Raw genomic sequence first — 23,066 nt, 5'->3', positions numbered from 1 at the left:
TGGGCAAGTCCTCCTTACCCATGCAGCTTATGTGTAACCTATGTTCCCGGTTTGTTTTGTTACCTATCCTGCCGGTTTGTACAAAACCTTATCTCCTCTCGTTCTGGTAAGGATTAAAGTGACGGGCTTTTAGTTTTTAAGCGCTACTTGACTGTCACAAGCTCCATCCACGCCATTTGCCTTAAAGTTCTTACAGAACGGCTTTATCTTTCTCAGCAGCAGAAATGCGCAGGGTACAAAGTAAAAACTCAGCATTGAGGTGAGGGCGGTACCGCCTGCCACGGCAATGGCGAAGGGGGGCCAGAAGCCGCCTCCCGCCAACAGCAACGGCATAAAGCCACCGACGGTGGTGATTGTGGTGGAACTGATGTGGCGGCTACAGCTTTGAACAGCGTGTTGGATCGCCGCAGGATCGCCTGCTAAGGCGTCAGGATCCGCTTTAAACTCTGCCAGGATCACGATCGCTGCGTTGATTGCCAGTCCCATCAACCCGAGCAGGGCAATAATCACGGTGAAGCCAAACGGGTAACCACCAAAAAACACGCTGAGCAGTCCCAAACCCGCGGCTTGAATCGCGCTAAACAGGATCACACCGGTCATTCTGAATGAATTGAACGACACCACAATGACGGTGACCAAGAGTACAGCTAAGAAGCCTACATGGGCCATCAGGTTACCGACTGCTTTGTCCCGTTTCGCTGATTCACCGCCATACTCCATGTGGTAGCCAGCAGGCAACACAAAGTCTGCGTCTGCCAGTCGTTGCTTAAACTCGGTCAGCACTTCGGCAGGCAGAATGTCTGCACGTAAATATCCTTCGATAACATTCACCCGTTCGCCATCTCGGTGAGGAATAGCACCGCGACTTGGCTTCAAAGACGCCGTAGCAAGGGAGGTCAATGCAATCGCCTGTCTGTGCTCTGGTGAGGTCAGATTCAAATCGGTAAGTCGGTGCAGGTTACTGCGTTGCTCTTCGCTGACTCGCACCCGCACCGGCACTGTCTCTGTGGTTTCCAGGATAGAGCCACGCTCTGCACCAGTCAGACTGGTCTGCAATTGGTTGGCGATCTGGGCCAAGTTAAGCCCGCTCAGGCGGCTGCTATCTTCATCGACATCAAGCCAAACCTTGGGTGTTCCAGGCTGCAGTGTGGCGCGTGTATGAGTGACATAAGGCGTTGCTAGCATTATCGCGCGCGCTTGATCGCCCAGTTCTTTAAGGGTATCCAGATTGGGGCCAAACAGACGAAGCTCTACAGGCGCATTAAATGGAGGGCCCTGTTCCAGTTTGCGCACCAGGATCTGAGCCTGTGGGAAACGGTCATCCAGTTTATGTTGCAGTTGTGGGATCAGGCTATTGGCCGCGTCCATGTCTGTGGTTGTCACCATGGCTTGGGCATAATTCTGAGCACCTTGCTGGCGCGGCACCATGTTGTAGTAAAACGATGGAGCGTTCTGGCCGATAAACCAGTGCAGGCTCTTAATTCCTTGCTCCTCTTTAACGGCCTCTTTCACCGCTCTTGCCATGGTTGTTGTGGCATCAATACTGGCCTGCGCGGGCAAATAAAGCTCAATCTGGAACATATCCCGATCAGATGGCGGGAAGAACTGCTCGGTCAGTTTGCCTGCGGCATAAAAACCGGAAAATGGCAGCACGGATACAACAGCCAGTGTGATGACCGGGTGTTTAAGACTCCAGCTCAGAGAGTTCTTAAACCAGATACTGGTGCGGGTAAATGCCAGGCCATGTTGCCACCAATGTTGAGTGGTCTCGCCGCTGGTAATAAATCGGCCAGCCAAGCCTGCCACCAGGGTGTGAGAGATAATGTAAGAGCCGATAAGCGATAGGATAACGCTGTAAGCAATGCCGCCGACAAACTCTCCTGCTGGCCCTGGCATCAATACGATGGGGCTGAATGCCAATATCGTTGTGATCGTAGAGCCAAGCAGAGGCAGCCAGAAATGGGTGACAGATGTTTTCACTGCTTGCAGCGCGCTCATTCCCTGCTGACGTCGCTGCTGGACTGCATCTACGATCACAATAGCGTTGTCCACCATGATCCCAAGAGCCACTACCAACCCAGTAACCGACATCTGGTGGATCGGCAGGCCGATGTAGTTCATACAGGCCAGGGTAAACATAACGGTCAAGGGCAGGGCGGCTGCAACAATCATGGCGGCGCGGAAGCCTAGCGTCAGAAAGAGCACGAGCGAGATAATGACAAAGCCCTGCAACACATTGGTGAGCAGCTCTCCTAAGCGCCAGTCGGTATAACCCTGTTGCTCAAACAGGATCTCGGCTTTGATATTGCCGGGCAGTTGCGCTTCGAACTTAGCCAGTTGTTCTCTGACCGATTCGCTCCAATGGTCTACGCGCCATTCCGGCAGCATACGCACGGCTACGACTATCCCGCGTGTGCCATCCAGCAATACCCGTTCGGTATCGGGAACGCGCAACTGGCGGGTGACCTCTGCCAAGTCACCCAGGTGATAGATAAAGCCACGTTCATCGCTTCGCAGAGGAATGCGGCGGATACGCTCCAGTGAATCCAGAGCGCCTGTGAGTTCCACTTGAAGCTTGTTCTCCTCATTAACCAACTCACCTGCGGATATTTTTGCATCGGCAGCACCTATTAGCTCAGCAACTTCTGCGGTTGAATAGCGCATGGCCGAAGCAGTATAGGGGTCGATTTCAACCAGGATCTCTTCTTTTGGTTGACCATAGATTTCAACGTAATCTGTGCCTCTTAGATTACGCATCTGATCCTGCAGTTCTCGGGCATAGCGCTGCAGAAAGGCCAGGTTTGCCGGGCTATCGTCATCCCAGGTCAGGCCGATCTGTGTGGTAAAGGCGTAACCCTTGTCATCATCCAGGCTGGGCGGCTGCACCCCATCGGGTAAGGTCAGCGCGACTTCGCCGATTTCGTCTCTCACCAGGCTCCAAATGGAGGTGACTTCATAGATATCATCTCGGATCTTGAGCTTCACCACCGAAATACCGGGACGGGAGACACTGGTGATCTCATCCATTTCCGGCATGGTTTGCAGTCGATTTTCCAGAGGCTCGCTCACCAGCGCTTCGACCCGTTCGGCACTGGCACCAGGGAAATAGGTGATCACACTGGCTTGGCGGTTTGTGATACGTGGATCTTCGGTACGAGGAAGCTGGTTGATGGCACCCAGGCCTGCCACCACCAGCAATGCGATAGCAAGGGCGACAAAACGCCCGTTCTCAACCATTGCGCGGATCATAATGATGCTCCGCGTTGGTCATCGACGCGAACTTGCTGACCCGGCGCCAGCCTGTGCAAGCCTGCAGCAACAATCTTGTCTTTATCAGAGAGGGCTCCAGCGACATAGGCCTGAGTTTCATTGGCAAACAGCACGGTGACGTCGCGTTTTTCCAGTCGATAGGCGCCTTGCTCATTCACAAGCAAGTACACATTCCACATACCTCGAATGCCGTCAGTTAGAGCTGTTAGTGGGATCCAGAAACCCGTTTTGTTACGCTTTTCCTCTAAGGCCAGATAGGCCAATTGGCCGTTAACCACGCTGGCATCGTCGGGCAGTGCGTACCTCAGTTGCACTGTCCGACTGACGGGGTCGACCTGACCTCCGCGAGTGAGCAGTGTTGCCGGGAATTCCTGTTGTTGGATTTTAAGAGATGGAGTTTTCTTATCCAGAAGAGGCAGAAGTCTGACAGGTACACCGACTTTTACTTCCAGCCCACCTTGCTGCAGCAGCTCAAAAGCTGGACTGCCAGCCATCACCACTTCACCGCGAGAGACCAGACGCTTGTTAACGATGGCATCAAATGGTGCCGCCAGTTCACTCTTGTTTAGTCGACTTTGATTTGCTGCCAGACTGGCTTTTAGACGGCTGAGGCGAGATTTCAGCGCGTTCTTCTGAGAGGTGATTTCATCCAGGCTTTGTGCTGAAGCATAACCTTTGGGTGCAAGTGTTTGCAGACGTTCAAAGTTGGCATCTGCCAGCTCGATTTCTGCCTGGGTTTCAGCGACTTGAGCCTGGAGTTCTTGTCGTTGAATCGCAAGCAGTTCGGTGTCTAATGTCGCCAGTAGGTCGCCCGCTTTAACGCGATCTCCCTCGTTAAAATGCAGTGTTGCGATTTTTCCTGCTTGCTCAAAACCTACATTTGCCTCTTCGTTGTTACTGACCAGACCAACAAACTGGCGGGGGACATTAAATGACAATTGTTGCTGAACTTCGAAGGCTGCGACCTGATGAAGATAGGTCGAATCGGCTTCATCGGCACTGGATCGTCCGCAGCCAGAACTGAATTGGCTGAGTGCAATAACGACTAAAGCGGGAAGCAACCGGGAGCGCATGGCAGTAATTCCTTGGGCATCGATGAATATGATAAACTGGACTACTTAGTCTAGCTTAAGTTAACTAAACTAGACTGTATAGTTTGATTTGTTATGAGTGAGTAACAAAACGTGTGTTGTTGTGATTGTGGAGGTTGTATATGGCAGTAAAAGGGCGCGTTAAGAGTGAAGAGAAGCGCTTGCAGATATTACATGCCGCCATTGCCTTGTTTACCGAGCTGGGCTTCAGTAACACCAGTATGGATCGCATCGCCAAAGAGGCTGGTGTCTCTAAACAAACGGTATACAGTCACTACGAAAATAAGGAACAGTTGTTTGTTGCTGCCGTAGGGCATAAGTGTATCGCTCATGAATTAACCGACGAACTGTTTGATACCGACGCAGATCTTCGTGAGACTCTGGTTCAGGTAGCAATTCGTTTTAATCAACTGATCCTGTCTGAAGAGGCAGTAAAGACGTATCGAACATGTGTTGCACAAGCCGATACTCATCCTCAGTTGAGCCAGCTGTTTTTCGAAGCAGGCCCCAAAAGAGTGATTTCTCAAGTGAGTGGATACTTACTTCGTATGGTGCAAGTAGGTAAATTGAAGATTGATAATATCGACAATGCCTCATCTCAATTTTTGTTGATGGCGCAAAGCCGAGATCGTATGTGCTGTGAACTAGGGGTTCCGCTAGTCCAGAATGAGCAGGAGCGCATCGCTTACCTGCGCTCCTGTGTCGATCTGTTTTTACAGAGCTATGGGGTTTAATTGCTCTCTAAAAAGGGCATACCGCTAGGGACACGGATTAGGGTTATTGGTGTGCGCCTGTTCAATGGCTGCCATCACTTCGTCAGACAGTTCCAGGTCAACACTTTGGATATTCATCTTTAACTGAATCAAGTCAGTTGCACCAATGATATTACTCGCGACAAAAGGCCTTGAATTGACGTAGGCCAGTGCCATCTGCGCTGGATCCAAACCAAATCTTCGGGCGATATCAACATAGCTACGAGTGGCTTCTATGCCTTTGGCGGTAAAGTAGCGGGCAAAGCGTTTGTAAAGGGTCATACGGGCGCCTTCAGGCCAATGCTCTTCCAGATATTTTCCAGAAAGGGCGCCAAATGCCAACGGCGAATAGGCCAAAAGTTCAATACCTTCACGATGAGAAAACTCTGCCAGCCCAACTTCAAAGCTTCGGTTAAGCAGGTTATAGGGGTTTTGAATGGTTATGGCGCGCGGTAGGTCGTACATTTTTGCCAGATTCAGGTACTGCGCAACCCCCCAGGGCGTTTCATTGGATATACCGATGTGCCTGATTTTTCCCGTTTTAACCAAAGCATCAAGCGCTTCCAGCGTCTCTAATATCGAAGTGCCCTCCGCCTCTTGGCTGGCAACGTATCCAAGTTGTCCAAAAAAATTGGTGCTTCTTTCGGGCCAATGGATTTGATACAAGTCGATATAATCTGTATGTAGCCGTGTCAGGCTGTCGTCTATTGCGGCTCGGAGGTTCGACATATCCAACTTAAGGTTGGGACGAACATGGTCCGCCGGACCACCCGGGCCCGCAGCTTTGGTGGCTAAAATTACTTTCTCGCGATTGCCACGATTAGCAAGCCAGCTACCTATGTAGCTCTCTGTTCTCCCTTGTGTTTCTGGCTTGGGAGGTACCGGATACATTTCGGCGGCATCGATAAAATTAACACCGAGTTCCAGAGCCATGTCCAGCTGTTGGTGCGCTTCTTTCTCGTTGTTCTGCTCGCCATAAGTCATTGTACCCAGGCAGATTTTAGAAACGCGCAGATCTGTGTTAGGGAGTGTGTGGTATCGCATCATGTGTCCTTACTCGATTTTCACTTCTCGACACTTTCTCGACAGGAGTGTCGATAACTACGAATCGACTGCTTGATGATAACCCTAGCAAATGACGATGAGATGAATTGAGACACATCTAAGGTTTTTGCAGTCGCTGGTGATACTTGTTTGCTGCCAAAGGGCGAAAACACCTTTGAATTAGATTAGTTAGGACTGCAGAATAGACGCTCATGCTCACAAGTTGTCTGCAGCCGCTTGTTGTTTGGTGAGTATTTTTAACTCAAGGAGAGAAGAACAAGATGAAAATGAATAAAGGGTTTGTTTTGGTTGCAGGGTGTTTACTCAGCTCTGCTGTGATTGCCGAAGAGCTGAACAACATGCCTATGAGTGTAGGCGCGTCTTTGCGCTTTGCTGAAATGGATGATGATCGTGAGCATCAGGGCAACGCTTATGAAGAGGGTATTCTAGGTGGACTGATGTTCGGTATCGATCCATGGGAAGAGGTGGGTCTGCGCGCGCGTGCCGAATATGCCGACATGGATCTGAAAAACGGCCAAGACGATGAGGGCATGTGGTACGCGGCTGATGCGCTGTTCTACTTTGACGACAAGTCAAAATACATAATCACCGGTCTTGACTATATCGACCTTGACGACAGTAACACTGCTGCCCATCTGGGATTGGGGATGCGTCATTTATTTAGCCAGGACTGGGCTTTGGCTGGTGAGCTCATCTTGAATCAGGGCATTGATGAAAACTTCACCGATTTTACTTTGGGTGTGGGCCTGAGCTACCTGTTCGGAGGTGAGCCTGCAATTGTGCCCACAGCAGCACCAGAGCCAGCCCCTGAGCCTGTAGAAGAACCTGTTGCGGTTGTTGAACCACCAAAAGACAGTGACGGAGATGGTGTGTATGATGCGGACGACCAGTGTCCGGATACCCCATCAAACTTTGCAGTAGATGAATCCGGGTGCACTCTTTATCGTGACGAAGTTGTCAGCAAAACCTTGATGGTTAACTTCGACAACAACAAAGCTGTGGTGAAGGACGAGTATCTGCCTGAAATTGCGGAACTGGCTGAATTTATGAAGCAGTATCCTCAGCTGAGTGTCACCATCGAGGGCCATACCTCAAGCGCGGGCGCTGCAGATTACAACCAGATGTTGTCTGAAAAGCGGGCGAAAGCTGTTGCTGCAGAGCTTGTTGAACGATACGGCGTTGAAAGTAACCGTGTCAAAACAGTAGGTTATGGTGAGAGCCAGCCTCTAAATACCGACAACACTAAAGAAGCTGCCGCCGCGAACCGCCGTATTATGGCAACCTTGAGCGTGGTAGAGAAAAAAGAGATAGAGCGATAAGCTTACCCTATCAAAAGGCGGCCACCCGGCCGCCGCTAAGGGAATCATGTTGCGTCGATTACTCGTATTTGTGTTGGCAGCTCTAAGCCTCTCTGGGCTTTGGGCTGCGGCACCTCTCGACTTCACCAATTTGCTTGCACAGCTAAGGCAGGCTTTTGGTGACGACGCCTATGAACGAGGTCAGCGTTGGCAAAGTGCTGTTGAGCGCAGCCGCGACAAATCTCCCGAAGAGCAACTGACAATCATCAATGACTTTTTCAACCAGCTGACGTTCTCAAATGATATCGATGTTTGGGGCCAGGAAGATTATTGGGCCACGCCGATAGAGTTTATTGGTCGAGGCGCAGGAGATTGTGAAGATTTCGCTATCGCCAAGTACTACAGCCTGATTGAGGCCGGCTTTCCTGCTGAAAAGCTCCGGCTGATGTATGTTAAAGCCCTCGATTACAACCAACATCATATGGTGCTGACTTACTATGAGCGTCGGGGTGTTGAACCTCTGGTGCTTGATAATATTGACAAGAAAATCAGGCCCGCCGGTGAGCGGGATGATCTTTTGCCTATCTACAGCTTTAACGCGGACTTTCTCTGGTTAGCCAAAGCACGAAATAGCGGAAAGCACGTGGGTAAATCAGACCGCATCTCTTTATGGAGAGAGCTGCAGGAGCGCTTCTCCTCGCAGGTGAAGCAAGAAGGAAACGAGTGATGAGTTTATACCGCCAGGTCTTTATCGTACTGACGCTTACAATGCTGGCATCGCTGGCTATTGTGATGACGTTGAACCTTCGAAACAACGCTGACTACCTGGAGCAGCAGCTACAAGCCAGTACTGATAATGCTGTCACCAGTCTGGGGATGCGTCTGGCACCACTATTGAAACCACTGGATCGCGTATCTGCAGAAAGTACAGTGTACGCTGCATTTGACGGCACCATGCTTAAACGTATTGATGTTGAGCTGTTTGCGGACGAAAGCCATATCACCCGTGTTAGAGAAGAGATTGCACAGGGAGTGCCTGGGTGGTTTGTATCGCTGTTTGAGATAGACCCTGTCGTGACACAGGCGCCCTTAACTTTGGGCTGGACAGAGGTGGCGATGCTGACCGTCGAAGGGCACCCAGGTGTGGTATACCAGCAGCTGTGGCAGTTGGCGACACGGTTGTTGATGGTTTATGGGCTGCTGTTTGGTGCACTGGCTCTGTTATCTGCCTTGGCATTGAGAGTGTTGATCCGGCCATTGAAACAGATCGAGCACCAGGCACACGCCATTGAACAGCGAGATTATGAGTATCGTATTCCGCTGCCAAGTACTCGAGAGTTTCGTCGTGTTGTCATCGTACTTAATCAGTTAACCGCATTGCTCAAAGGACGTTTCCTGGAGAGTGCTAAGCAGTTGGAAGAGGTACGAAGTAAACTGCAAACCGACCCAGATTCAGGTGTTATGACACGACAAGCCCTGTTGGAAGCAATAAAAACCAAGCAGGAGCAAAACCTGCCTGGGACCATGGTTCTGCTTAAGTTTGGTAACCTTGACGGTGTTCGTAAGCATGCTGGTTTCTTTGCATGGCGAAATCTCATTAATGCCGCAACATCGCTTGTTCGCTCCCACTTTACCGACTCTCAGGGCGAGAGTAGCTTTAAGCTGGGCCGACTCTCCTCACAAGAGTTTGGTCTGGTTTTGGGGGCCGATGAGCTTGCTTACCCGAAAGAGCAGTTGCAAGCGTTGGCGGATGAACTGAATCGATTGACTGTAGACAGTGAACAGGAGCATGGTCTCGACTGTTTTATCGCAGGTGTCAGGTTTTCTATTGAGCCTATCGCCCAGCTGATGACTAGTCTGGATGAAGGCATACGAGGTACAGCAGGCAGTGCTGAGCGGGTTTTCTGGAGCAACCAGATTGTCGCTAACGAAACTTCGCGAACCGCAGAGCAATGGTTAGCTTTACTGAAGCAACGACTGGCAGAGCAGGCGATTGAGCTGAGGAGCCAGCCAGTTGTGGATCGTGATGGAAATAAGGTTCAACAAGAGATTTTTTCAGGATTGGTAGATGAGCAGGGCAAGTTGCTTCATGCGGGGCTGTTTGTGCCTGTCACTGAGCAATTTGAGCTGGGTGGAGTGCTTGACCAGGCTGTTGTTGATGCTGTACTCAACAAAGCTTACACGGTTAAAACCGCGGTTAACTTATCGCTTTCCGCAATGCGGGATACGCGTTTCATCGCTGCTTTATCACGGCTGCCAGAAGCAAAACGTAAGCTACTCTTGTTTGAGCTTTCTGAACTTAATTTGCAGCGTGAACCTGAAACGGTGAAGAACTTTGCACAAGTGCTCAAGCAACTCGGTTATGGCTATGGTGTCGACCAATGCGGTGCCAGTGGTATGAGCCTGGACTACCTGACGAAGGTGCGCCCTGATTACGTCAAGCTAACGCCAGCCTTGTGCAGGGAAGAAGAGGCCAACGAGTTGTTCACCGCAGTAGTGAATACCGTCACCAGTATTGGTGTTCCAGTGTATGCAACAGCCGTTGAAACCCTAGTCCAGGCGGAGCGCTTGTGGCAGCGCGAAATTAACGGTATTCAGGGATTCTTAACTGACGAGAACTAATAACACTTAAAGTTTTTTAGGGCACTACATCGAGCCCCAAAAAACTGTGCCTAAGGCTATGGCTACTCAGGCACTAGCACTTCACAGCGATAGTTACCCTGTCCATTGCTCCCAAGCTTGTCAGCCAACAGGGGCAAACAGGCTTTCATCTCTTTATGCAATGTCCAAGGGGGATTGATAACTATCATGCCCGCAGAAGTCATACCAAAAGCGTCGGAATCGTCAGTCTGAGACAGTTCAAATAGTTGAATGTTTCGGATCCCTGAATCAACCAGCTTTCTTTCTAGCTGGTCAATTCGGTTCCGGTCTACCACTGGGTACCAAAGGGCATAACATCCGGTACTGAATTTGCGGTGGGCCTTGATTAAGGTTTCGGCGCAGCGCTGGTAGTCTTCTTTCAGCTCGTAGGGAGGGTCGATCAATACCATGCCTCGCCGTTCCAGCGGTGGTAGTTTTGCGATAGCTCCCTTGAAGCCATCGGATTGTTCGCAACGAATGCGTCGCTGGTTTGCCACTTCCTGACGCAATATTTTGAAATCAGTAGGGTGGAGTTCGTAGAGCCACAGCTTATCTTCTTTTCGAGTCAGCGCTGCAGCAATGGCGGGGGAGCCTGGATAGTGCGTCAGCTTATCTGAACGGTTGAACTCTTTGATAACCTGCAGGTAATCCTGCAAAGGCTCCGGTAGATCCTCTAGCTCCCATAAACGCGCAACACCATCCAGATATTCTTGAGTTTTGTTTGCGTGTTCCCCGGTAAGTGAGTAACCACCAGCGCCTGCATGGGTATCCAGATAACAGAAAGGTTTTGGTTTTTTACTCAGGTATCTGAGCACTCTGATTTGGACCAGATGCTTTAGCACATCAGCGTAATTACCGGCGTGAAAAGAGTGGCGATAGCTAAGCAAGGGGGTAACTCCGAGTGTTGGGGATCGAGCGCGAGAATAACGCAAATGGGCTTTAGATGATAACTAAATAATCTATCAGTCAGCGCCAGGATTAAGTGTGTCTACTAGGTTTAAGGTTGCACGAAAGAATTGGAGTCAGCTTATGAAATCCAAGTTATCAACCAATAAGCGTGATCGCAGTGTTTCATTAGTAAACTCAGCGCTCCGGCCTAAGCGAACGGGTTCCAATATGCATGAAGGCATTGGAGATTGGTGTGATACCTGTGTTTGTGAAGCCGAGCCTTATTGGGCAGAGGTTGCTGATGAGCTGGGTATTAGCCTGAGTGATTATGAGGATGATGGCGTTTAGTTGAGCCATCATCCAGATAGCAGCGCGTTTTACTTGGGTTCCGCAGACCAGGTATAGGCTGCCTGCTCCGCTTTTGAGCCTTCTCTGGTGCAAGACCAGCACAACCCAGATTTACAATTTACACAGCGGTCATTTACCCACACTTTGTTTTTGAATACACGGCTTTTCCCGAAAGCCAAAGCCACCAAAGCAATAGCGATACAAAGTAGAAGAGGAATGGTGATGACTGTAACAAGTTCTGTTGCGATATCCATGGTACTTCCTTAGCCAGAGAAATCATTGGTGTGATTAATTTACGAACATAATAACTGGACCGACCAGGATTCTGTTGATTCAGATCAGGAAAAACAACACTGGTACGACGAGTTGGGCAGGCTTTTTAAAGAAACATGTAGTTAACTTACAACTTTAATGTTCGCTTTTGCGTCAATTGTTACCGCTTACCCGCGCTCAATGTTGCTTTATCAAGCTGGCTTAAATGCTGCTGAAACTCTTTAGCCCACTGCTGAGTTTCCTCATGCACAAGCTGTTGAGTTTCGTTGAGGTAATCCGTAACGAGCGGCAGTGCCGATTCACGTCCCTTCACCTGTTGCCAATTTAGGCAAAACTGCTGTTGTTTTTGGCGTAGCTGCTGCTCGACCAAGGTGTAACGGATCCAGCCACTGGTGTAACCAGATAATTTGTCTAGCGCAATCAATAGTGCCGCCAATGCCAGTGCGACGCTTGACCAGGCGGGGTGGAGCCAGCTATGGCTTTCAAGGCTGGGGATAGCAGACAGCATGGGAATGATGCCCGCGCCCGTGGTTAACAGGATCGCACCCAGACGGGTAAACAATGCCGCCTTTCTTTTGGTCTTTATCTTCCCCAGATACCAACTTCTAAACTGGTCGCTGCCATCGTTAGCATAGAAATAGAGCGCATTCAGCGATGCCTGCACCTGTTCCGGCTTATCCCAGCTTAATTCCTGAGGAAATCCCATGTCGTTCACGCTATCCATATTCGCTTAACTATTTTGTCGGTAGATAAAAAAACAGGACGCCTTAGCGTCCTGTTTAGATACTTAATTTAGAGATTAAGCGATAGCAGCCTTAGGGTTCGGGCCGTAATCGTTTTCTGCATCAGCACTATTCTGAACCATAAAGATCAGAAGAATGATTGGGCCTACCAGTGGAACCAATTGGATCCACCACCACCAGCCAGAGCGGCCAGTATCGTGAAGGCGACGCACACACACAGAGATGCTAGGAATAATCAGACCCAGCATAACGATGGCTGCGACAAAGCCAAGGCCAAGCAGTACATCAATTACTGCACCAGCGATGACGGACAGGAGGTAGAACAGTACGAAGTACCAGTATTCAGCGCGACGCGCACGCCCTGCAAAGGTTGCATAGTTTTTAAGTGCGGCAATAAACCAACTCATTGGAAAGTCCTTTCTTAAAATAGAGATAGTTAGCGAAAAGACTTTAAACAATCAGGGTTTCTGCATTCAATAGGGCTAATACAAGTGTGTGAACTACTACGCTAATTCAACCATTTTGCGACGCCTGTTGATGCATAAAAGACCGTTATTACCAGATGAGAGGCAACTCAATCGGGCCATTAGCACTATCAGTGCCAATCATTTCGTCGTACGCTGATTTAAAAACAAGCGTCGCTTTCTGGATCTCGACACCATTCAGCGCTTCTTTGGCTGACTCGATACTCTGAAAGTGGATAGGGCGTCCTTGGTCAGTGACCAGTCGACTGCGACCCTGATGGCAATCGAATTCCGCCTGGTACCAACCGCCTTCCAATGAGTGCAGTTCCAGTTTGTCGATACGGCTTACTTGGTCTAGTTCATCAAGAGAGTGCTGCATAACGATCGCTCCAGTATGGTTAGCATCTAATCGTGATACAGCGACTCTTTTCATTTGGATCGATATTGGTCTGCTTTAAGGAGACAGGCAGCATGATTTATCAGCAAAAAACAGTCACGCATTGGCGACTGATAGCCACAAGTTCCCCTGCGCTATCCCAGATATTGGCTTCCAAATGGGCATATCCATTTGCAGCTTGGCGGGTGTATGCCTTGTAGGCAAACCAGTCATCAGGAGCAATAGGTTGGTGCGGATGAATAAACTCAAGATTCCATGCCATGGTACTGGCTGGGGCAAGTTGCTTCATCATCTGAAGCACTGCGGGAGGCCAAGCGTCGATCAGACAGATAAGGTGTGCATCGGTGATACGATTGGGAGGGTTCCTAAATCGCATCCAACCATCCAACGATGATTGCAGAGCGCCTGTATATGGCATGGCACCATCAACGATGGCCAAATCAATATGTTGGATAAACTTAGGCGTTACGTCTGGGATAAATGGCAACTGCTGCTCGATTTTCGGCGAGCTCAACTGATGGTCATCTGTTTGTTTGACCGTGATATCAGAACCTCGTTCTGCGCCAAAACAGGCCTGTTGGATAACCGCAACCTGACCTTGCTGAACTATACGAGCTGATAGCTGCGAGGCACTTTTACCCTCTCGAAGGAGTTCTACCTCAAATGAGAACGACGTATCCGTGAGAAGTGGGCCGACAAAATTCGTAGATAGTGAACGCAAGGGCCTTTCTGCCGCGACCTGGTTTTTAATCACCACGTAGAGTAGGGCTGCCGATAACCCTCCGAAGACCGTGCGTCCCTGCGTCCAATCCTCAGGAAGAGTCATAGTAGTTTGGCTATCAGCAGTTAATACTGCAGCTTCCAGCAACTCATCTATATGCATACCAGTTTCTTGTTGTTTTGAGTATTGCTTATAGGCTATCTGGTCAGACCTCTCTGTTCAAGGTGCTTTGAATCTGACATTAGCGAAGTTCAGTTGAGCGGCTGGCTGTAAAAGAAAAGGCTTATGGATTTCTCCATAAGCCTTTCAATATGGTGGCCCCTGCGTGACTTGAACACGCGACCAATCGATTATGAGTCGACTGCTCTAACCAACTGAGCTAAGGGGCCGTAATTCTGTTTTTTGCGAGGAGTCTCGTCAAAAGCGGCAGCAATTTTATGTGTTGCCGCCGCTCCTGTCTAGCTCTGAGATGTAATAGACAACCTTCTAATATTCAGTTGGTTACTATTTATCCGATGAGCTTATTCGTCCAAGAAACTGCGAAGCACTTCAGAGCGAGAAGGGTGACGCAGTTTACGCAGCGCCTTCGCTTCGATCTGACGGATACGCTCACGAGTAACGTCGAACTGCTTGCCCACTTCCTCAAGGGTGTGGTCAGTGTTCATGTCGATACCAAAACGCATACGCAGTACTTTCGCTTCACGCGCAGTCAGACCAGCCAGAACTTCGTGAGTCGCGCCTTTGAGGCTAGCCATGGTTGCAGAATCTGCTGGCAGCTCGGTAGTAGCGTCCTCAATAAAATCACCCAAGTGCGAATCTTCATCATCGCCAATAGGAGTTTCCATTGAGATCGGCTCTTTGGCGATCTTAAGTACTTTGCGGATCTTATCTTCCGGCATCAACATGCGTTCAGCTAGCTCTTCTGGGCTAGGCTCACGCCCCATCTCCTGCAGCATTTGGCGAGAGATACGGTTCAGCTTGTTGATGGTTTCGATCATATGTACCGGGATACGGATGGTACGGGCCTGATCCGCAATTGAGCGGGTAATGGCCTGACGGATCCACCAGGTTGCATAGGTCGAGAACTTGTAACCACGACGATATTCGAACTTATCAACCGCTTTCATCAAACCGATGTTACCTTCCTGAATCAGGTCCAGGAACTGTAGGCCTCGGTTGGTGTATTTCTTAGCGATTGAGATAACCAAACGTAAGTTGGCTTCAACCATCTCTTTTTTGGCACGGCGAGCTTTCGCTTCACCGATGCTCATGCGACGGTTGATATCTTTAATCGTGGTGATGCTCAGGCCGGTTTCTTCTTCAACCTGCTTAAGCTTCTGAATACTGCGGAGTACTTCGTCACGCTCGGCATCGATAATCGCGCTCCACTCTTTGCCTGCGGCAATCTGAGCTTCCAGCCATTCTTCAGATGCTTCGTTACCACCAAAGGTTTGTACGAAGATCTTCTTAGGCATTGAAGCCTTGGCGATACAGATCTTCATGATCAGTCGCTCTTGAGTTCGTACACGATCCATCATGCCGCGCATGCTGGCAACGATTTTGTCGAACTGTTTCGGAACAAGACGGAACTGCTTAAACAGTTCAGCCAGTTCTGCGATAGCTTCTTTCGCGGCTTTAGAATCGCGAGCCTGTTTGCTTACAACTTTACGGACAGCGTCATGCTTGTCGCGCAGTTGCGAGAACATTTCGCGCGCTTCTTCAGGATCTGGACCGGTTGGGCCCTCTTCCTCGTCCTCGTCGTCTTCGTCGTCATCATCCTCATCATCTAGCTCTTCTTCAGAAAGTTCAGAACCGATGTGAGTCGCCGTTGGCGCAACGTCTTCAGCGTTAGGATCGATAAAGCCTGAGATAATTTCAGCCAAACGGATTTCGCCAGCCTCGAATTGATCGAACTGGTCTAACAGATAGGTGATGGCTGCTGGATATTCAGAGACCGAACTTTGAACGGTGTAGATCCCATCTTCAATGCGCTTGGCAATGTCGATTTCGCCTTCTCGGGTCAGAAGCTCAACCGTCCCCATTTCGCGCATATACATACGCACTGGGTCAGTGGTTCTGCCAAGTTCTGAGTCAACAGAGGCTAATGCCTGAGCAGCCGCTTCTGCGGCTTCTTCATCCGTGGTGCTGTTTTCATTGAGGATCAATGAGTCTGCATCTGGGGCAGATTCATATACCTGGATCCCCATGTCATTGATCATACTGATGATATCTTCGATTTGATCGGAATCGACTATATCCGCCGGCAGGTGATCATTAACTTCTGCATAAGTTAGATAACCCTGCTCTTTGCCTTTGGCAACCAGGAGTCTTAGTTGAGACTGTGGGGTCTGCTCCATATACTCTCTCGGACCTTCTTAGATGTGGATACCGCGCTTACCGTGTGGGCACGAAAGCCCTACAGTATAACCTGTTGCATATTTGCCCGCTAGGGCGTTGTCTCAATTTGCTGCCTTTCTCTTAGCAGCTGTTGAAGCTCTTGCTTCTCATCGGCGGTTAGCCGACCTTGTCTGGCGTGTGCCAATAACTCTTCTGTTCGCTGCTCAACAAACAAACTTAGCAGCTTTTCCAGGGTGTCGAAGAACAATGCTTCACGATGTTCTTCATCAACATGGAGTTGCCAGCCCGCTAACTTAGTCAGGCTGTTGTATTCTGGTCGTCCGCGCCATTGTTCAAGCAGTCTGCCAGTGGTCAATGGGGCGGCTGATGTCTGTGTTAACAACGCTTTTAGCAGATCGATACCTGGTAGCGTTATCTCATCAAACGCATCGATCTCGACTAACTCTTTGACCTGTTCTGTCTGCGCCAGTTCCGGGTGTTGTACCAACATGGCCACAGCAATACGCACGGGTGTCTTCTTCTGTGCGGCCTGCTGTTCTTTCTTGCCATCATTTGGCGCTGGAGTAAGCAGCTTCTGTAGTGACTCCCGCGGCATCGCCAATTTCTGGCAAAGCTGATCGGTGAGTAATTCTCGCATGACACCTTCTGGCAGTTTGCTGATCAGTGGTGTGGCGAGTTGCGCGTACTTAGCGCGACCTTCTTGCTGGCCTAAATCAGCTTGATGAGATAGCTGTTGGAACAGAAAGTCAGCCATGGGAAGGGCATCATCTAGCAAGGCCTCGAATGCTTCTTTACCTTGCGCTTTCACTAACGAATCAGGGTCTTCACCATCTGGCAGGAAAACAAACCTAAGCTGCAGGCCATCTTTTAGCAGTGGCAACGCATTCTCAAGGGCTCGCCATGCTGCATCGCGGCCCGCGCGGTCACCGTCATAACAGCAGATAACCTTATCTGTCAGACGAAACAGAGCCTGCAATTGATCACGACTGGTGGCGGTGCCCAATGATGCAACCGCATAATTGACGCCATGTTGTGACAGCGCCACAACATCCATATAGCCTTCAACGATGACGACTTGTGTCGGTTTCTTTTCAGCGTGTTTAACCTGGTAAAAGCCGTATAGCTCCAACCCTTTGTGAAACAGCGGGGTTTCTGGAGAGTTGAGGTATTTTGGCGTACCGTCATCAAGTACACGACCACCGAACCCAATCACGCGGCCGCGTTTGTCTCGAATTGGGAACATGACACGATCACGGAAGCGGTCGTAGCGACGCTTATTGTCGTTTTCGATCAACATGCCCAAGGTGAGCAATTGGTCTTGCTGTTGTTTGGTATGACCGAAGTGCTTAAAGACGCTGTCCCACTCCGCAGGAGCGTAGCCAATTTCCCACTGTTTTGCTGTTTCGCCACTGAGGCCGCGTTGCTTCAGATATCCAATGACCTTGTCGCTATTAGCATGCTGACGGAGTTGGCCCTGATAAAATCGGCACAACTGCTCCATCAGCTCATAGCCATCCCGCTTCTGCTCAGCACTGGCATGAGGGCCTTGATTCGGCTTTCCCTGTCGCTTCTCGCGAGGAACCTCTAAGCCAAGTTCTCCGGCTAATTCTTCTATCGCGTCAACAAAATCAAGCCGTTCGTACTCCATAACGAAGTCGATGGCGTTGCCGTGCGCACCGCATCCAAAGCAGTGATAGAACTGTTTATCCTGGCTGACAGTGAAAGAAGGGGTCTTTTCGTTGTGGAAAGGGCAACAGGCACTATAGTTTTTGCCACTTTTTTTCAGGCGAACACGACTATCCACCACATCGACAACGTCGGTGCGGGCGAGTAGATCATCAATAAACTCTCGGGGGATATGTCCTGCCATCAGTTGCAACTATCGCTGTTGTTACTCTTTCCGACAAGTAGAAACGCAACAAGCCGTGCCCTGGGGCACGGCTTGTTAACTGGTTTGAGTATTACTCAAAAATATCAGGCGGTTAATTGCGCTTTTACTTGAGCGCTGACCGGGCCCATTTCGGCACGACCCTGAATTTTTGGTTTCAGAATACCCATTACCTTACCCATGTCCTGCATGCCGCTGGCGCCTGATGCTTCAATAGCCTCTGCTACTAAAGCTTGCACCTCTTCAGCAGTTAACTGCTGAGGTAAGAACGTTTCAATCACACTGATCTCTGAACGTTCTGTTTCGGCAAGGTCTTCACGACCCGCAGACTCGTATTGGCTGACGGAGTCGCGACGCTGCTTAACCATTTTGGTCAGCACGTTAATAACTTCATCGTCAGACAGCGTGGTTTGACCATCAATTTCGCGCTGTTTCACCTCTGCGAGGATCATGCGGATAGTACCCAAGCGCACCTTGTCTTTAGCGCGCATGGCATCTTTTTGCTGGTCTTTTAGCTGTGCAACCAATTCACTCATGAGTGGTATAACCTTTTATCCGCTGTATTAGTACAGGCGGGTGCGACGAGCGTTCTCACGGAACAGCTTCTTCGCGTGACGCTTAACAGCCGCAGCTTTTTTGCGCTTACGCTCAGAAGTTGGTTTCTCGTAGAACTCGCGACGACGAACTTCAGACAAAACGCCTGCTTTTTCACAAGAGCGCTTGAAACGACGTAGAGCTACGTCAAAAGGCTCGTTTTCGCGTACTTTAATTACTGGCATGTGCCTCTCACCTCAGAAAACTGATCAATCAGATTTGATCTGAAACGCGGTACGAAATTTGACCGCCGTTTAAAAATGGTGCGGAATTCTAATCTGATCGGTTACCCAAAGTAAAGTAGGATCTGGACTGTTTTTGTATTAAGGCGACGGGTAGAATTCGCCGCCAGATGTTTTTCCATTATATAGAGGCACCGCCAATGCGAATACTGGGTATTGAAACTTCATGTGACGAGACCGGTATTGCCATCGTTGACGATGAGCAGGGTTTGCTAGCCAACCAACTCTACAGTCAGGTTAAGTTGCATGCCGACTATGGTGGCGTGGTGCCCGAACTGGCTTCACGAGACCATGTTCGCAAGATCATTCCGTTAATTCGCGAAGCAATGGCTGAAGCCAATTGCAAGCCTGACGATATTGATGGGGTTGCGTTTACTCGAGGGCCAGGCCTGGTAGGTGCCTTGTTGGTTGGCGCCACGGTGGGGCGCTCGTTAGCTTATAGCTGGGGAGTACCCGCGGTTGGTGTGCATCATCTCGAAGGACACCTGTTGGCACCAATGCTTGAAGAAAACGTACCTGAGTTTCCTTTTGTTGCCCTGCTCGTATCGGGGGGGCACACCCAGTTGATCCGTGTTGATGGCATTGGTAGTTATGAATTACTGGGTGAGTCCATTGACGATGCGGCAGGCGAAGCGTTTGATAAAACAGCCAAGCTGCTGGGATTGGATTACCCGGGCGGACCTTTGCTGGCGAAAATGGCGGAGCAGGGAACCCCGGGACGTTTCAAGTTTCCACGACCTATGACTGACCGCCCCGGGCTGGACTTTAGTTTCAGTGGGTTAAAGACCGCGGCTGCAACGGCAATTCGCGAAGCGGACGAAAGTGCACAAACTCACGCAGATATCGCCCATGCGTTTCAGCAGGCGGTGATCGATACCTTAGCGATTAAGTGCCGCCGCGCTTTAGAGCAAACTGGACTGAAAAGACTCGTGGTTGCTGGTGGCGTAAGTGCCAACATTGAATTACGGGCACAACTGGCCACCTTGATGGCAGAGCGTGATGGCGAAGTCTTTTATCCGGCCCCTCGTTTTTGTACCGATAATGGTGCCATGATCGCTTATGCAGGGTTACAGCGCCTTAAAGCGGGTGAGCATCAACCATTGGCGGTAACCACTCAGCCTCGCTGGCCGTTAGAGAGTTTGTCTGAAATCGACGTTTAGGGGTTGAGTGCCTAGCTGCCATTGGGCTTGGCATCGGGATTACTGTTTTTTTCCCAAATTTTCTTTTCATTGCCGGTGAGCAGGCGGCTGATGTTTTCATGGTGCCGCCACAACATCAGTAACGCCAACATGGCAACGGGAAGGGTATAGAGGGGTTTAATCCAATACACAAACAGCGGTGAGAGGCTGATTGTGACGATCGATGCCAGCGAAGAGTAGCCGCTGAGACGCAGTACCAACGCCCAGCTCACAACAAGCAATGCCCCCAAGTCTAATCCAATAGGCAATAGCGCACCGAATGCAGTAGCGACCCCTTTTCCGCCGATATAGTTAAAAAAACAGGGGTACATGTGGCCAATACAGGCAGCAATGGCGATCACGCCGAGCCAAACCGCAGGTAAGTGCAAAAAGTAGGAGCCCCAAACGGGGATGGTGCCCTTGAGCATATCGCCAAGCAGGGTGAGTGCCGCAGGAACGGCACCGCCTAAGCGATAGACATTGGTAGTGCCGGGATTTTTAGAGCCTTTGGTGCGGGGATCGGGTAGGCCAAACAACTTGCATATCACCACTGCACTGCTGACAGAGCCAAGCAGGTAGGCAACGATTACCATTACTATGCAGAGTAGTTCAGTCACTTATCTTCCCTATATCTATTCTCAACCCATTGAGATCATCGCGACTCCATGTCGAGGATGCTAGCATACGCGTGGATTGAGCTAAGGGTGATTCGACCACCAGTTGTGCAGTGGATCAAGAAATATGACAGATTTAGTATTAATTCAGGGATTGCGAATAGACACAGTTATCGGTGTTTATGGTTGGGAAAAGGAAATTTGGCAAACGTTGGTGCTCGATTTAGATCTCGCCTGTGATATTCGCCCCAGCGCTGAAAGCGATGATATCAGCAAGGCGGTGGATTATGCTGCCATCAGTGAGCGTTTAACTGAAACCATCGGCGAAATGCGTGTCGATCTTATTGAAACTGTCGCCGAGCGTTCAGCCCAGCTTCTGCTCAAGGAGTTTCCTATCAAAGGTGTCAAACTGACGGTGAGTAAACCCGGTGCAGTGCCTCAAGCGGAGTCCGTAGGTGTGCGCATTGTGCGAGGCGAAGGAATTTAATGGCTGAAGTTCTGGTCGGGATTGGTAGCAATATTGAACCTGAAAAAAATGTCATTAAAGCGGTTTCTGCCCTGCGCGAGCAGTTTGGCGTTGTTGCGCTAAGTCCCGTATTTGAAAGTGAAGCGGTCGGCTTCAAAGGCGCCAACTTTTTCAACATGGTGGCAAGTTTTCACTTTGACGGCGAACTGGCTGAGTTAGCTGAACGCATACGTGGCCTGGAGCTTTCGCTCGGTCGTAGCCCGGACGCACGCAAGTTCAGTTCGCGCTGTGTCGATATAGATATTTTGCTTTTTGATGATTTAGTTGTTGATACTCCAGTGCAGTTACCGCGTGCAGAAATACTCTTCAACGCCTTTGTATTATGGCCATTGGCTGAGTTGGCACCCGAGAAAAAACACCCGATTAACGGCAACACCTATCGCGAACTCTGGCGAGCATTTGAGCATCAACAGAAGCTTTGGCAGGTTGAAGTCGATTTTGGTCACGAAAAATAATGTTAGATCCGTCACGTTTTCTTGATAGGATCCCACCAGCTAAGGTCAACACAGGCGGTAACAAGTGAGCACATTGGAAGTCATTATTTTGGCCCTGATCCAGGGACTAACGGAATTTCTCCCCATCTCCTCGTCAGCACACCTAATCCTTCCATCAGCATTGCTGGGTTGGAATGATCAAGGGTTGGCATTTGATGTCGCAGTGCATGTAGGGACATTGTTGGCGGTTATCATCTACTTCAGAGAAGAAGTATGGCGCATGACTCAGGACTGGTTTGCGTCAGTGTTTGGCCGAGGTTTTACGACTGAAGCACAACTGGCATGGTCCGTGGTTCTGGCGACAATTCCCGCTGGTCTTTTCGGTTTGCTGGCGGGTGATTTGATTGAAATTCTGGCGCGCAGTGCAGCGGTTATTGCTGCTACCACCATCGTTTTTGGTTTATTGCTGTGGTGGGCTGATATTAAAGCCAAGCTTCAGCTTGACGAATATGCCGTGGGTTGGAAGAAAGCGCTGATTATCGGCTGTGCTCAGGCGATGGCCCTGATCCCCGGTACCAGTCGCTCTGGTATTACCATCACCGCGGGTTTGATGTTGGGCTTGACCCGCGAGGCCGCGGCACGTTTCTCTTTCCTGATGTCTATTCCAATTATCTTTCTGGCGGGTGGATTAGAAACTAAAAAGCTTATCGAATCAGCTGATCCCGTACAGTGGGACCAGATCGCACTGGGAACAGCTATCTCGTTTTTTGCTGCTTACGCCTGTATTCACGTGTTTCTGAAACTGGTCAGCCGCATGGGCATGCTGCCCTTCGTGATTTATCGACTCGGACTTGGTGCGGTGCTGGTGGCGTTTCTGCTCTGGGCTTAATCTCGTTTGAAAAATGAATTGGTTAAAAACAAAAAAGCGGCTGATGGGCCGCTTTTTTGTTATAGCAATAAAATTGCCTGCTACTGCTTCTTGGAACCCACCATGGCGTGGAATAATGCGGCTTCCCCTCGCAATTCAGCAAGAACTGTGCGACTTTTAGCCGGTTGCTTAAGTTGACGCAAGAAGCCCTCCGGATCTGGATGACCGGTCGCCTCTTCTAATTGCGCCAAACAAGCCTCATATTCTCTTTGCGAACGATACTTTTTCTTCAACAACGTCTTCATCGCCTGTCGAGTTGAATACTGTTTGGTATCGTTTTGGAACCACCACCACATATTGTGTTTGAACCCTTCGCTGTAACCCTATGTCTACTGGTTATAGCAGTTGGTACAG

24 protein-coding genes and 1 tRNA gene are annotated in these 23,066 nt (G+C 49.9%); 9 read left to right on the top strand and 16 right to left on the bottom strand.

Annotation, left to right across the window (positions count from 1 at the left end; translation table 11 throughout):
* Positions 1 to 129 precede the first annotated feature (129 nt).
* Complete coding sequence (locus tag ABEA14_RS09890) at positions 130 to 3,249, bottom strand: efflux RND transporter permease subunit (protein ID WP_345339819.1); 3,120 nt, start codon at positions 3,247 to 3,249, stop codon at positions 130 to 132.
* Positions 3,246 to 4,343 carry an efflux RND transporter periplasmic adaptor subunit gene (locus ABEA14_RS09885; RefSeq protein WP_345339817.1) on the bottom strand — a complete coding sequence of 366 codons (1,098 nt, stop codon included), beginning with the start codon at positions 4,341 to 4,343 and terminating at the stop codon, positions 3,246 to 3,248. The genes ABEA14_RS09890 and ABEA14_RS09885 overlap by 4 nt, the downstream gene beginning before the upstream one ends.
* A gap of 140 nt (positions 4,344 to 4,483) precedes the next feature.
* On the opposite strand from ABEA14_RS09885, the gene ABEA14_RS09880 reads away from it, so the two are divergent.
* Positions 4,484 to 5,095, top strand: coding sequence for a TetR/AcrR family transcriptional regulator (locus tag ABEA14_RS09880; protein WP_345339815.1), 612 nt, complete (start codon positions 4,484 to 4,486; stop codon positions 5,093 to 5,095).
* Between the two features lie 24 nt (positions 5,096 to 5,119).
* Here ABEA14_RS09880 and ABEA14_RS09875 read toward each other — a convergent pair whose 3' ends face one another.
* Complete coding sequence (locus ABEA14_RS09875) at positions 5,120 to 6,157, bottom strand: NADP(H)-dependent aldo-keto reductase (protein ID WP_345339813.1); 1,038 nt, start codon at positions 6,155 to 6,157, stop codon at positions 5,120 to 5,122.
* 281 nt (positions 6,158 to 6,438) lie between these two features.
* Here ABEA14_RS09875 and ABEA14_RS09870 point away from each other — a divergent pair, with 281 nt between their 5' ends.
* Genes ABEA14_RS09870 through ABEA14_RS09860 form a run of 3 tightly spaced genes read left to right on the top strand, consistent with a single transcriptional unit; the run spans position 6,439 to position 10,098 of the window.
* On the top strand, positions 6,439 to 7,497 hold the full coding sequence (locus ABEA14_RS09870) for an OmpA family protein (protein WP_345339811.1): 1,059 nt from the start codon (positions 6,439 to 6,441) through the stop codon (positions 7,495 to 7,497).
* A 46-nt stretch (positions 7,498 to 7,543) separates the two neighbouring features.
* A complete protein-coding gene (locus tag ABEA14_RS09865) occupies positions 7,544 to 8,203 on the top strand; it encodes a transglutaminase-like cysteine peptidase (protein ID WP_377776231.1) in 660 nt (219 codons plus the stop codon).
* Complete coding sequence (locus ABEA14_RS09860; protein ID WP_345339807.1) at positions 8,203 to 10,098, top strand: EAL domain-containing protein; 1,896 nt, start codon at positions 8,203 to 8,205, stop codon at positions 10,096 to 10,098. Before ABEA14_RS09865 ends, ABEA14_RS09860 begins: the two co-directional genes overlap by 1 nt.
* A 62-nt stretch (positions 10,099 to 10,160) precedes the next feature.
* On the opposite strand, the gene ABEA14_RS09855 is transcribed toward ABEA14_RS09860, so the two are convergent.
* Entirely contained in the window at positions 10,161 to 11,003 is an 843-nt protein-coding gene (locus ABEA14_RS09855) for a 23S rRNA (adenine(2030)-N(6))-methyltransferase RlmJ (protein ID WP_345339805.1), read from the bottom strand.
* A gap of 142 nt (positions 11,004 to 11,145) precedes the next feature.
* Here ABEA14_RS09855 and ABEA14_RS09850 point away from each other — a divergent pair, with 142 nt between their 5' ends.
* On the top strand, positions 11,146 to 11,352 hold the full coding sequence (locus tag ABEA14_RS09850) for a hypothetical protein (protein WP_345339803.1): 207 nt from the start codon (positions 11,146 to 11,148) through the stop codon (positions 11,350 to 11,352).
* A 29-nt stretch (positions 11,353 to 11,381) separates the two neighbouring features.
* Here ABEA14_RS09850 and ABEA14_RS09845 read toward each other — a convergent pair whose 3' ends face one another.
* The 10 genes from ABEA14_RS09845 to rpsU form a co-directional block, all read right to left on the bottom strand.
* A complete protein-coding gene (locus ABEA14_RS09845) occupies positions 11,382 to 11,606 on the bottom strand; it encodes a hypothetical protein (protein WP_345339802.1) in 225 nt (74 codons plus the stop codon).
* Positions 11,607 to 11,785: 179 nt separating this feature from the next.
* Positions 11,786 to 12,349 carry a DUF4231 domain-containing protein gene (locus tag ABEA14_RS09840; protein WP_345339800.1) on the bottom strand — a complete coding sequence of 188 codons (564 nt, stop codon included), beginning with the start codon at positions 12,347 to 12,349 and terminating at the stop codon, positions 11,786 to 11,788.
* Between the two features lie 75 nt (positions 12,350 to 12,424).
* A complete protein-coding gene (locus tag ABEA14_RS09835) occupies positions 12,425 to 12,775 on the bottom strand; it encodes a DUF805 domain-containing protein (protein ID WP_345339798.1) in 351 nt (116 codons plus the stop codon).
* A gap of 148 nt (positions 12,776 to 12,923) precedes the next feature.
* Complete coding sequence (locus ABEA14_RS09830) at positions 12,924 to 13,211, bottom strand: DUF6482 family protein (protein WP_345339796.1); 288 nt, start codon at positions 13,209 to 13,211, stop codon at positions 12,924 to 12,926.
* A 100-nt stretch (positions 13,212 to 13,311) separates the two neighbouring features.
* On the bottom strand, positions 13,312 to 14,112 hold the full coding sequence (locus ABEA14_RS09825) for an acyl-CoA thioesterase (protein WP_345339795.1): 801 nt from the start codon (positions 14,110 to 14,112) through the stop codon (positions 13,312 to 13,314).
* Between the two features lie 150 nt (positions 14,113 to 14,262).
* Positions 14,263 to 14,339, bottom strand: a tRNA-Ile gene (locus tag ABEA14_RS09820).
* A gap of 132 nt (positions 14,340 to 14,471) precedes the next feature.
* Positions 14,472 to 16,307 (bottom strand): RNA polymerase sigma factor RpoD, encoded by a 1,836-nt coding sequence (rpoD, locus tag ABEA14_RS09815; protein ID WP_345339793.1) that lies wholly within the window; start codon positions 16,305 to 16,307, stop codon positions 14,472 to 14,474.
* 89 nt (positions 16,308 to 16,396) lie between these two features.
* Positions 16,397 to 18,178, bottom strand: coding sequence for a DNA primase (gene dnaG, locus ABEA14_RS09810; protein ID WP_345339791.1), 1,782 nt, complete (start codon positions 18,176 to 18,178; stop codon positions 16,397 to 16,399).
* Positions 18,179 to 18,282: 104 nt separating this feature from the next.
* Entirely contained in the window at positions 18,283 to 18,732 is a 450-nt protein-coding gene (locus ABEA14_RS09805; RefSeq protein ID WP_345339789.1) for a GatB/YqeY domain-containing protein, read from the bottom strand.
* 27 nt (positions 18,733 to 18,759) lie between these two features.
* Positions 18,760 to 18,975 carry a 30S ribosomal protein S21 gene (gene rpsU / locus ABEA14_RS09800; protein ID WP_114337151.1) on the bottom strand — a complete coding sequence of 72 codons (216 nt, stop codon included), beginning with the start codon at positions 18,973 to 18,975 and terminating at the stop codon, positions 18,760 to 18,762.
* 197 nt (positions 18,976 to 19,172) lie between these two features.
* Between rpsU and tsaD the strand changes: the two genes are divergently transcribed.
* On the top strand, positions 19,173 to 20,192 hold the full coding sequence (gene tsaD / locus ABEA14_RS09795) for a tRNA (adenosine(37)-N6)-threonylcarbamoyltransferase complex transferase subunit TsaD (RefSeq protein WP_345339787.1): 1,020 nt from the start codon (positions 19,173 to 19,175) through the stop codon (positions 20,190 to 20,192).
* Positions 20,193 to 20,203: 11 nt separating this feature from the next.
* Here the strand turns inward: tsaD and plsY are convergent, their stop codons facing one another.
* Entirely contained in the window at positions 20,204 to 20,827 is a 624-nt protein-coding gene (plsY, locus tag ABEA14_RS09790) for a glycerol-3-phosphate 1-O-acyltransferase PlsY (protein WP_345339786.1), read from the bottom strand.
* 124 nt (positions 20,828 to 20,951) lie between these two features.
* On the opposite strand from plsY, the gene folB reads away from it, so the two are divergent.
* The 3 genes from folB to ABEA14_RS09775 all read left to right on the top strand — a co-directional run bounded on the left by folB (position 20,952) and on the right by ABEA14_RS09775 (position 22,673).
* Positions 20,952 to 21,311 carry a dihydroneopterin aldolase gene (gene folB, locus ABEA14_RS09785; RefSeq protein ID WP_345339785.1) on the top strand — a complete coding sequence of 120 codons (360 nt, stop codon included), beginning with the start codon at positions 20,952 to 20,954 and terminating at the stop codon, positions 21,309 to 21,311.
* Positions 21,311 to 21,805, top strand: coding sequence for a 2-amino-4-hydroxy-6-hydroxymethyldihydropteridine diphosphokinase (gene folK, locus ABEA14_RS09780; protein ID WP_345339784.1), 495 nt, complete (start codon positions 21,311 to 21,313; stop codon positions 21,803 to 21,805). Before folB ends, folK begins: the two co-directional genes overlap by 1 nt.
* Before the next feature lie 64 nt (positions 21,806 to 21,869).
* Positions 21,870 to 22,673, top strand: coding sequence for an undecaprenyl-diphosphate phosphatase (locus ABEA14_RS09775; protein WP_345339783.1), 804 nt, complete (start codon positions 21,870 to 21,872; stop codon positions 22,671 to 22,673).
* A gap of 80 nt (positions 22,674 to 22,753) precedes the next feature.
* On the opposite strand, the gene ABEA14_RS09770 is transcribed toward ABEA14_RS09775, so the two are convergent.
* Positions 22,754 to 23,008 carry a hypothetical protein gene (locus tag ABEA14_RS09770; protein WP_345339781.1) on the bottom strand — a complete coding sequence of 85 codons (255 nt, stop codon included), beginning with the start codon at positions 23,006 to 23,008 and terminating at the stop codon, positions 22,754 to 22,756.
* Positions 23,009 to 23,066: the final 58 nt, after the last annotated feature.

The organism is Corallincola platygyrae (assembly GCF_039544265.1).
Lineage (GTDB): Bacteria > Pseudomonadota > Gammaproteobacteria > Enterobacterales > Neiellaceae > Corallincola > Corallincola platygyrae.
Note: the sequence above shows the minus strand (reverse complement) of the source record. Positions and strands in the feature narration are given on the sequence as shown.

Coding starts and splice junctions, on each gene's coding strand:
- folK (WP_345339784.1), top strand. CDS start 21,311: ATGGCTGAAGTTCTGGTCGGGATTGGTAGCAATATTGAACCTGAAAAA.
- tsaD (WP_345339787.1), top strand. CDS start 19,173: ATGCGAATACTGGGTATTGAAACTTCATGTGACGAGACCGGTATTGCC.
- folB (WP_345339785.1), top strand. CDS start 20,952: ATGACAGATTTAGTATTAATTCAGGGATTGCGAATAGACACAGTTATC.
- ABEA14_RS09770 (WP_345339781.1), bottom strand. CDS start 23,008: ATGTGGTGGTGGTTCCAAAACGATACCAAACAGTATTCAACTCGACAG.
- ABEA14_RS09860 (WP_345339807.1), top strand. CDS start 8,203: ATGAGTTTATACCGCCAGGTCTTTATCGTACTGACGCTTACAATGCTG.
- ABEA14_RS09845 (WP_345339802.1), bottom strand. CDS start 11,606: ATGGATATCGCAACAGAACTTGTTACAGTCATCACCATTCCTCTTCTA.
- ABEA14_RS09870 (WP_345339811.1), top strand. CDS start 6,439: ATGAAAATGAATAAAGGGTTTGTTTTGGTTGCAGGGTGTTTACTCAGC.
- ABEA14_RS09805 (WP_345339789.1), bottom strand. CDS start 18,732: ATGAGTGAATTGGTTGCACAGCTAAAAGACCAGCAAAAAGATGCCATG.
- ABEA14_RS09880 (WP_345339815.1), top strand. CDS start 4,484: ATGGCAGTAAAAGGGCGCGTTAAGAGTGAAGAGAAGCGCTTGCAGATA.
- ABEA14_RS09865 (WP_377776231.1), top strand. CDS start 7,544: ATGTTGCGTCGATTACTCGTATTTGTGTTGGCAGCTCTAAGCCTCTCT.
- ABEA14_RS09885 (WP_345339817.1), bottom strand. CDS start 4,343: ATGCGCTCCCGGTTGCTTCCCGCTTTAGTCGTTATTGCACTCAGCCAA.
- rpsU (WP_114337151.1), bottom strand. CDS start 18,975: ATGCCAGTAATTAAAGTACGCGAAAACGAGCCTTTTGACGTAGCTCTA.
- dnaG (WP_345339791.1), bottom strand. CDS start 18,178: ATGGCAGGACATATCCCCCGAGAGTTTATTGATGATCTACTCGCCCGC.
- ABEA14_RS09825 (WP_345339795.1), bottom strand. CDS start 14,112: ATGCATATAGATGAGTTGCTGGAAGCTGCAGTATTAACTGCTGATAGC.
- ABEA14_RS09830 (WP_345339796.1), bottom strand. CDS start 13,211: ATGCAGCACTCTCTTGATGAACTAGACCAAGTAAGCCGTATCGACAAA.
- ABEA14_RS09890 (WP_345339819.1), bottom strand. CDS start 3,249: ATGATCCGCGCAATGGTTGAGAACGGGCGTTTTGTCGCCCTTGCTATC.
- ABEA14_RS09840 (WP_345339800.1), bottom strand. CDS start 12,349: ATGGATAGCGTGAACGACATGGGATTTCCTCAGGAATTAAGCTGGGAT.
- ABEA14_RS09850 (WP_345339803.1), top strand. CDS start 11,146: ATGAAATCCAAGTTATCAACCAATAAGCGTGATCGCAGTGTTTCATTA.
- ABEA14_RS09835 (WP_345339798.1), bottom strand. CDS start 12,775: ATGAGTTGGTTTATTGCCGCACTTAAAAACTATGCAACCTTTGCAGGG.
- rpoD (WP_345339793.1), bottom strand. CDS start 16,307: ATGGAGCAGACCCCACAGTCTCAACTAAGACTCCTGGTTGCCAAAGGC.
- ABEA14_RS09875 (WP_345339813.1), bottom strand. CDS start 6,157: ATGCGATACCACACACTCCCTAACACAGATCTGCGCGTTTCTAAAATC.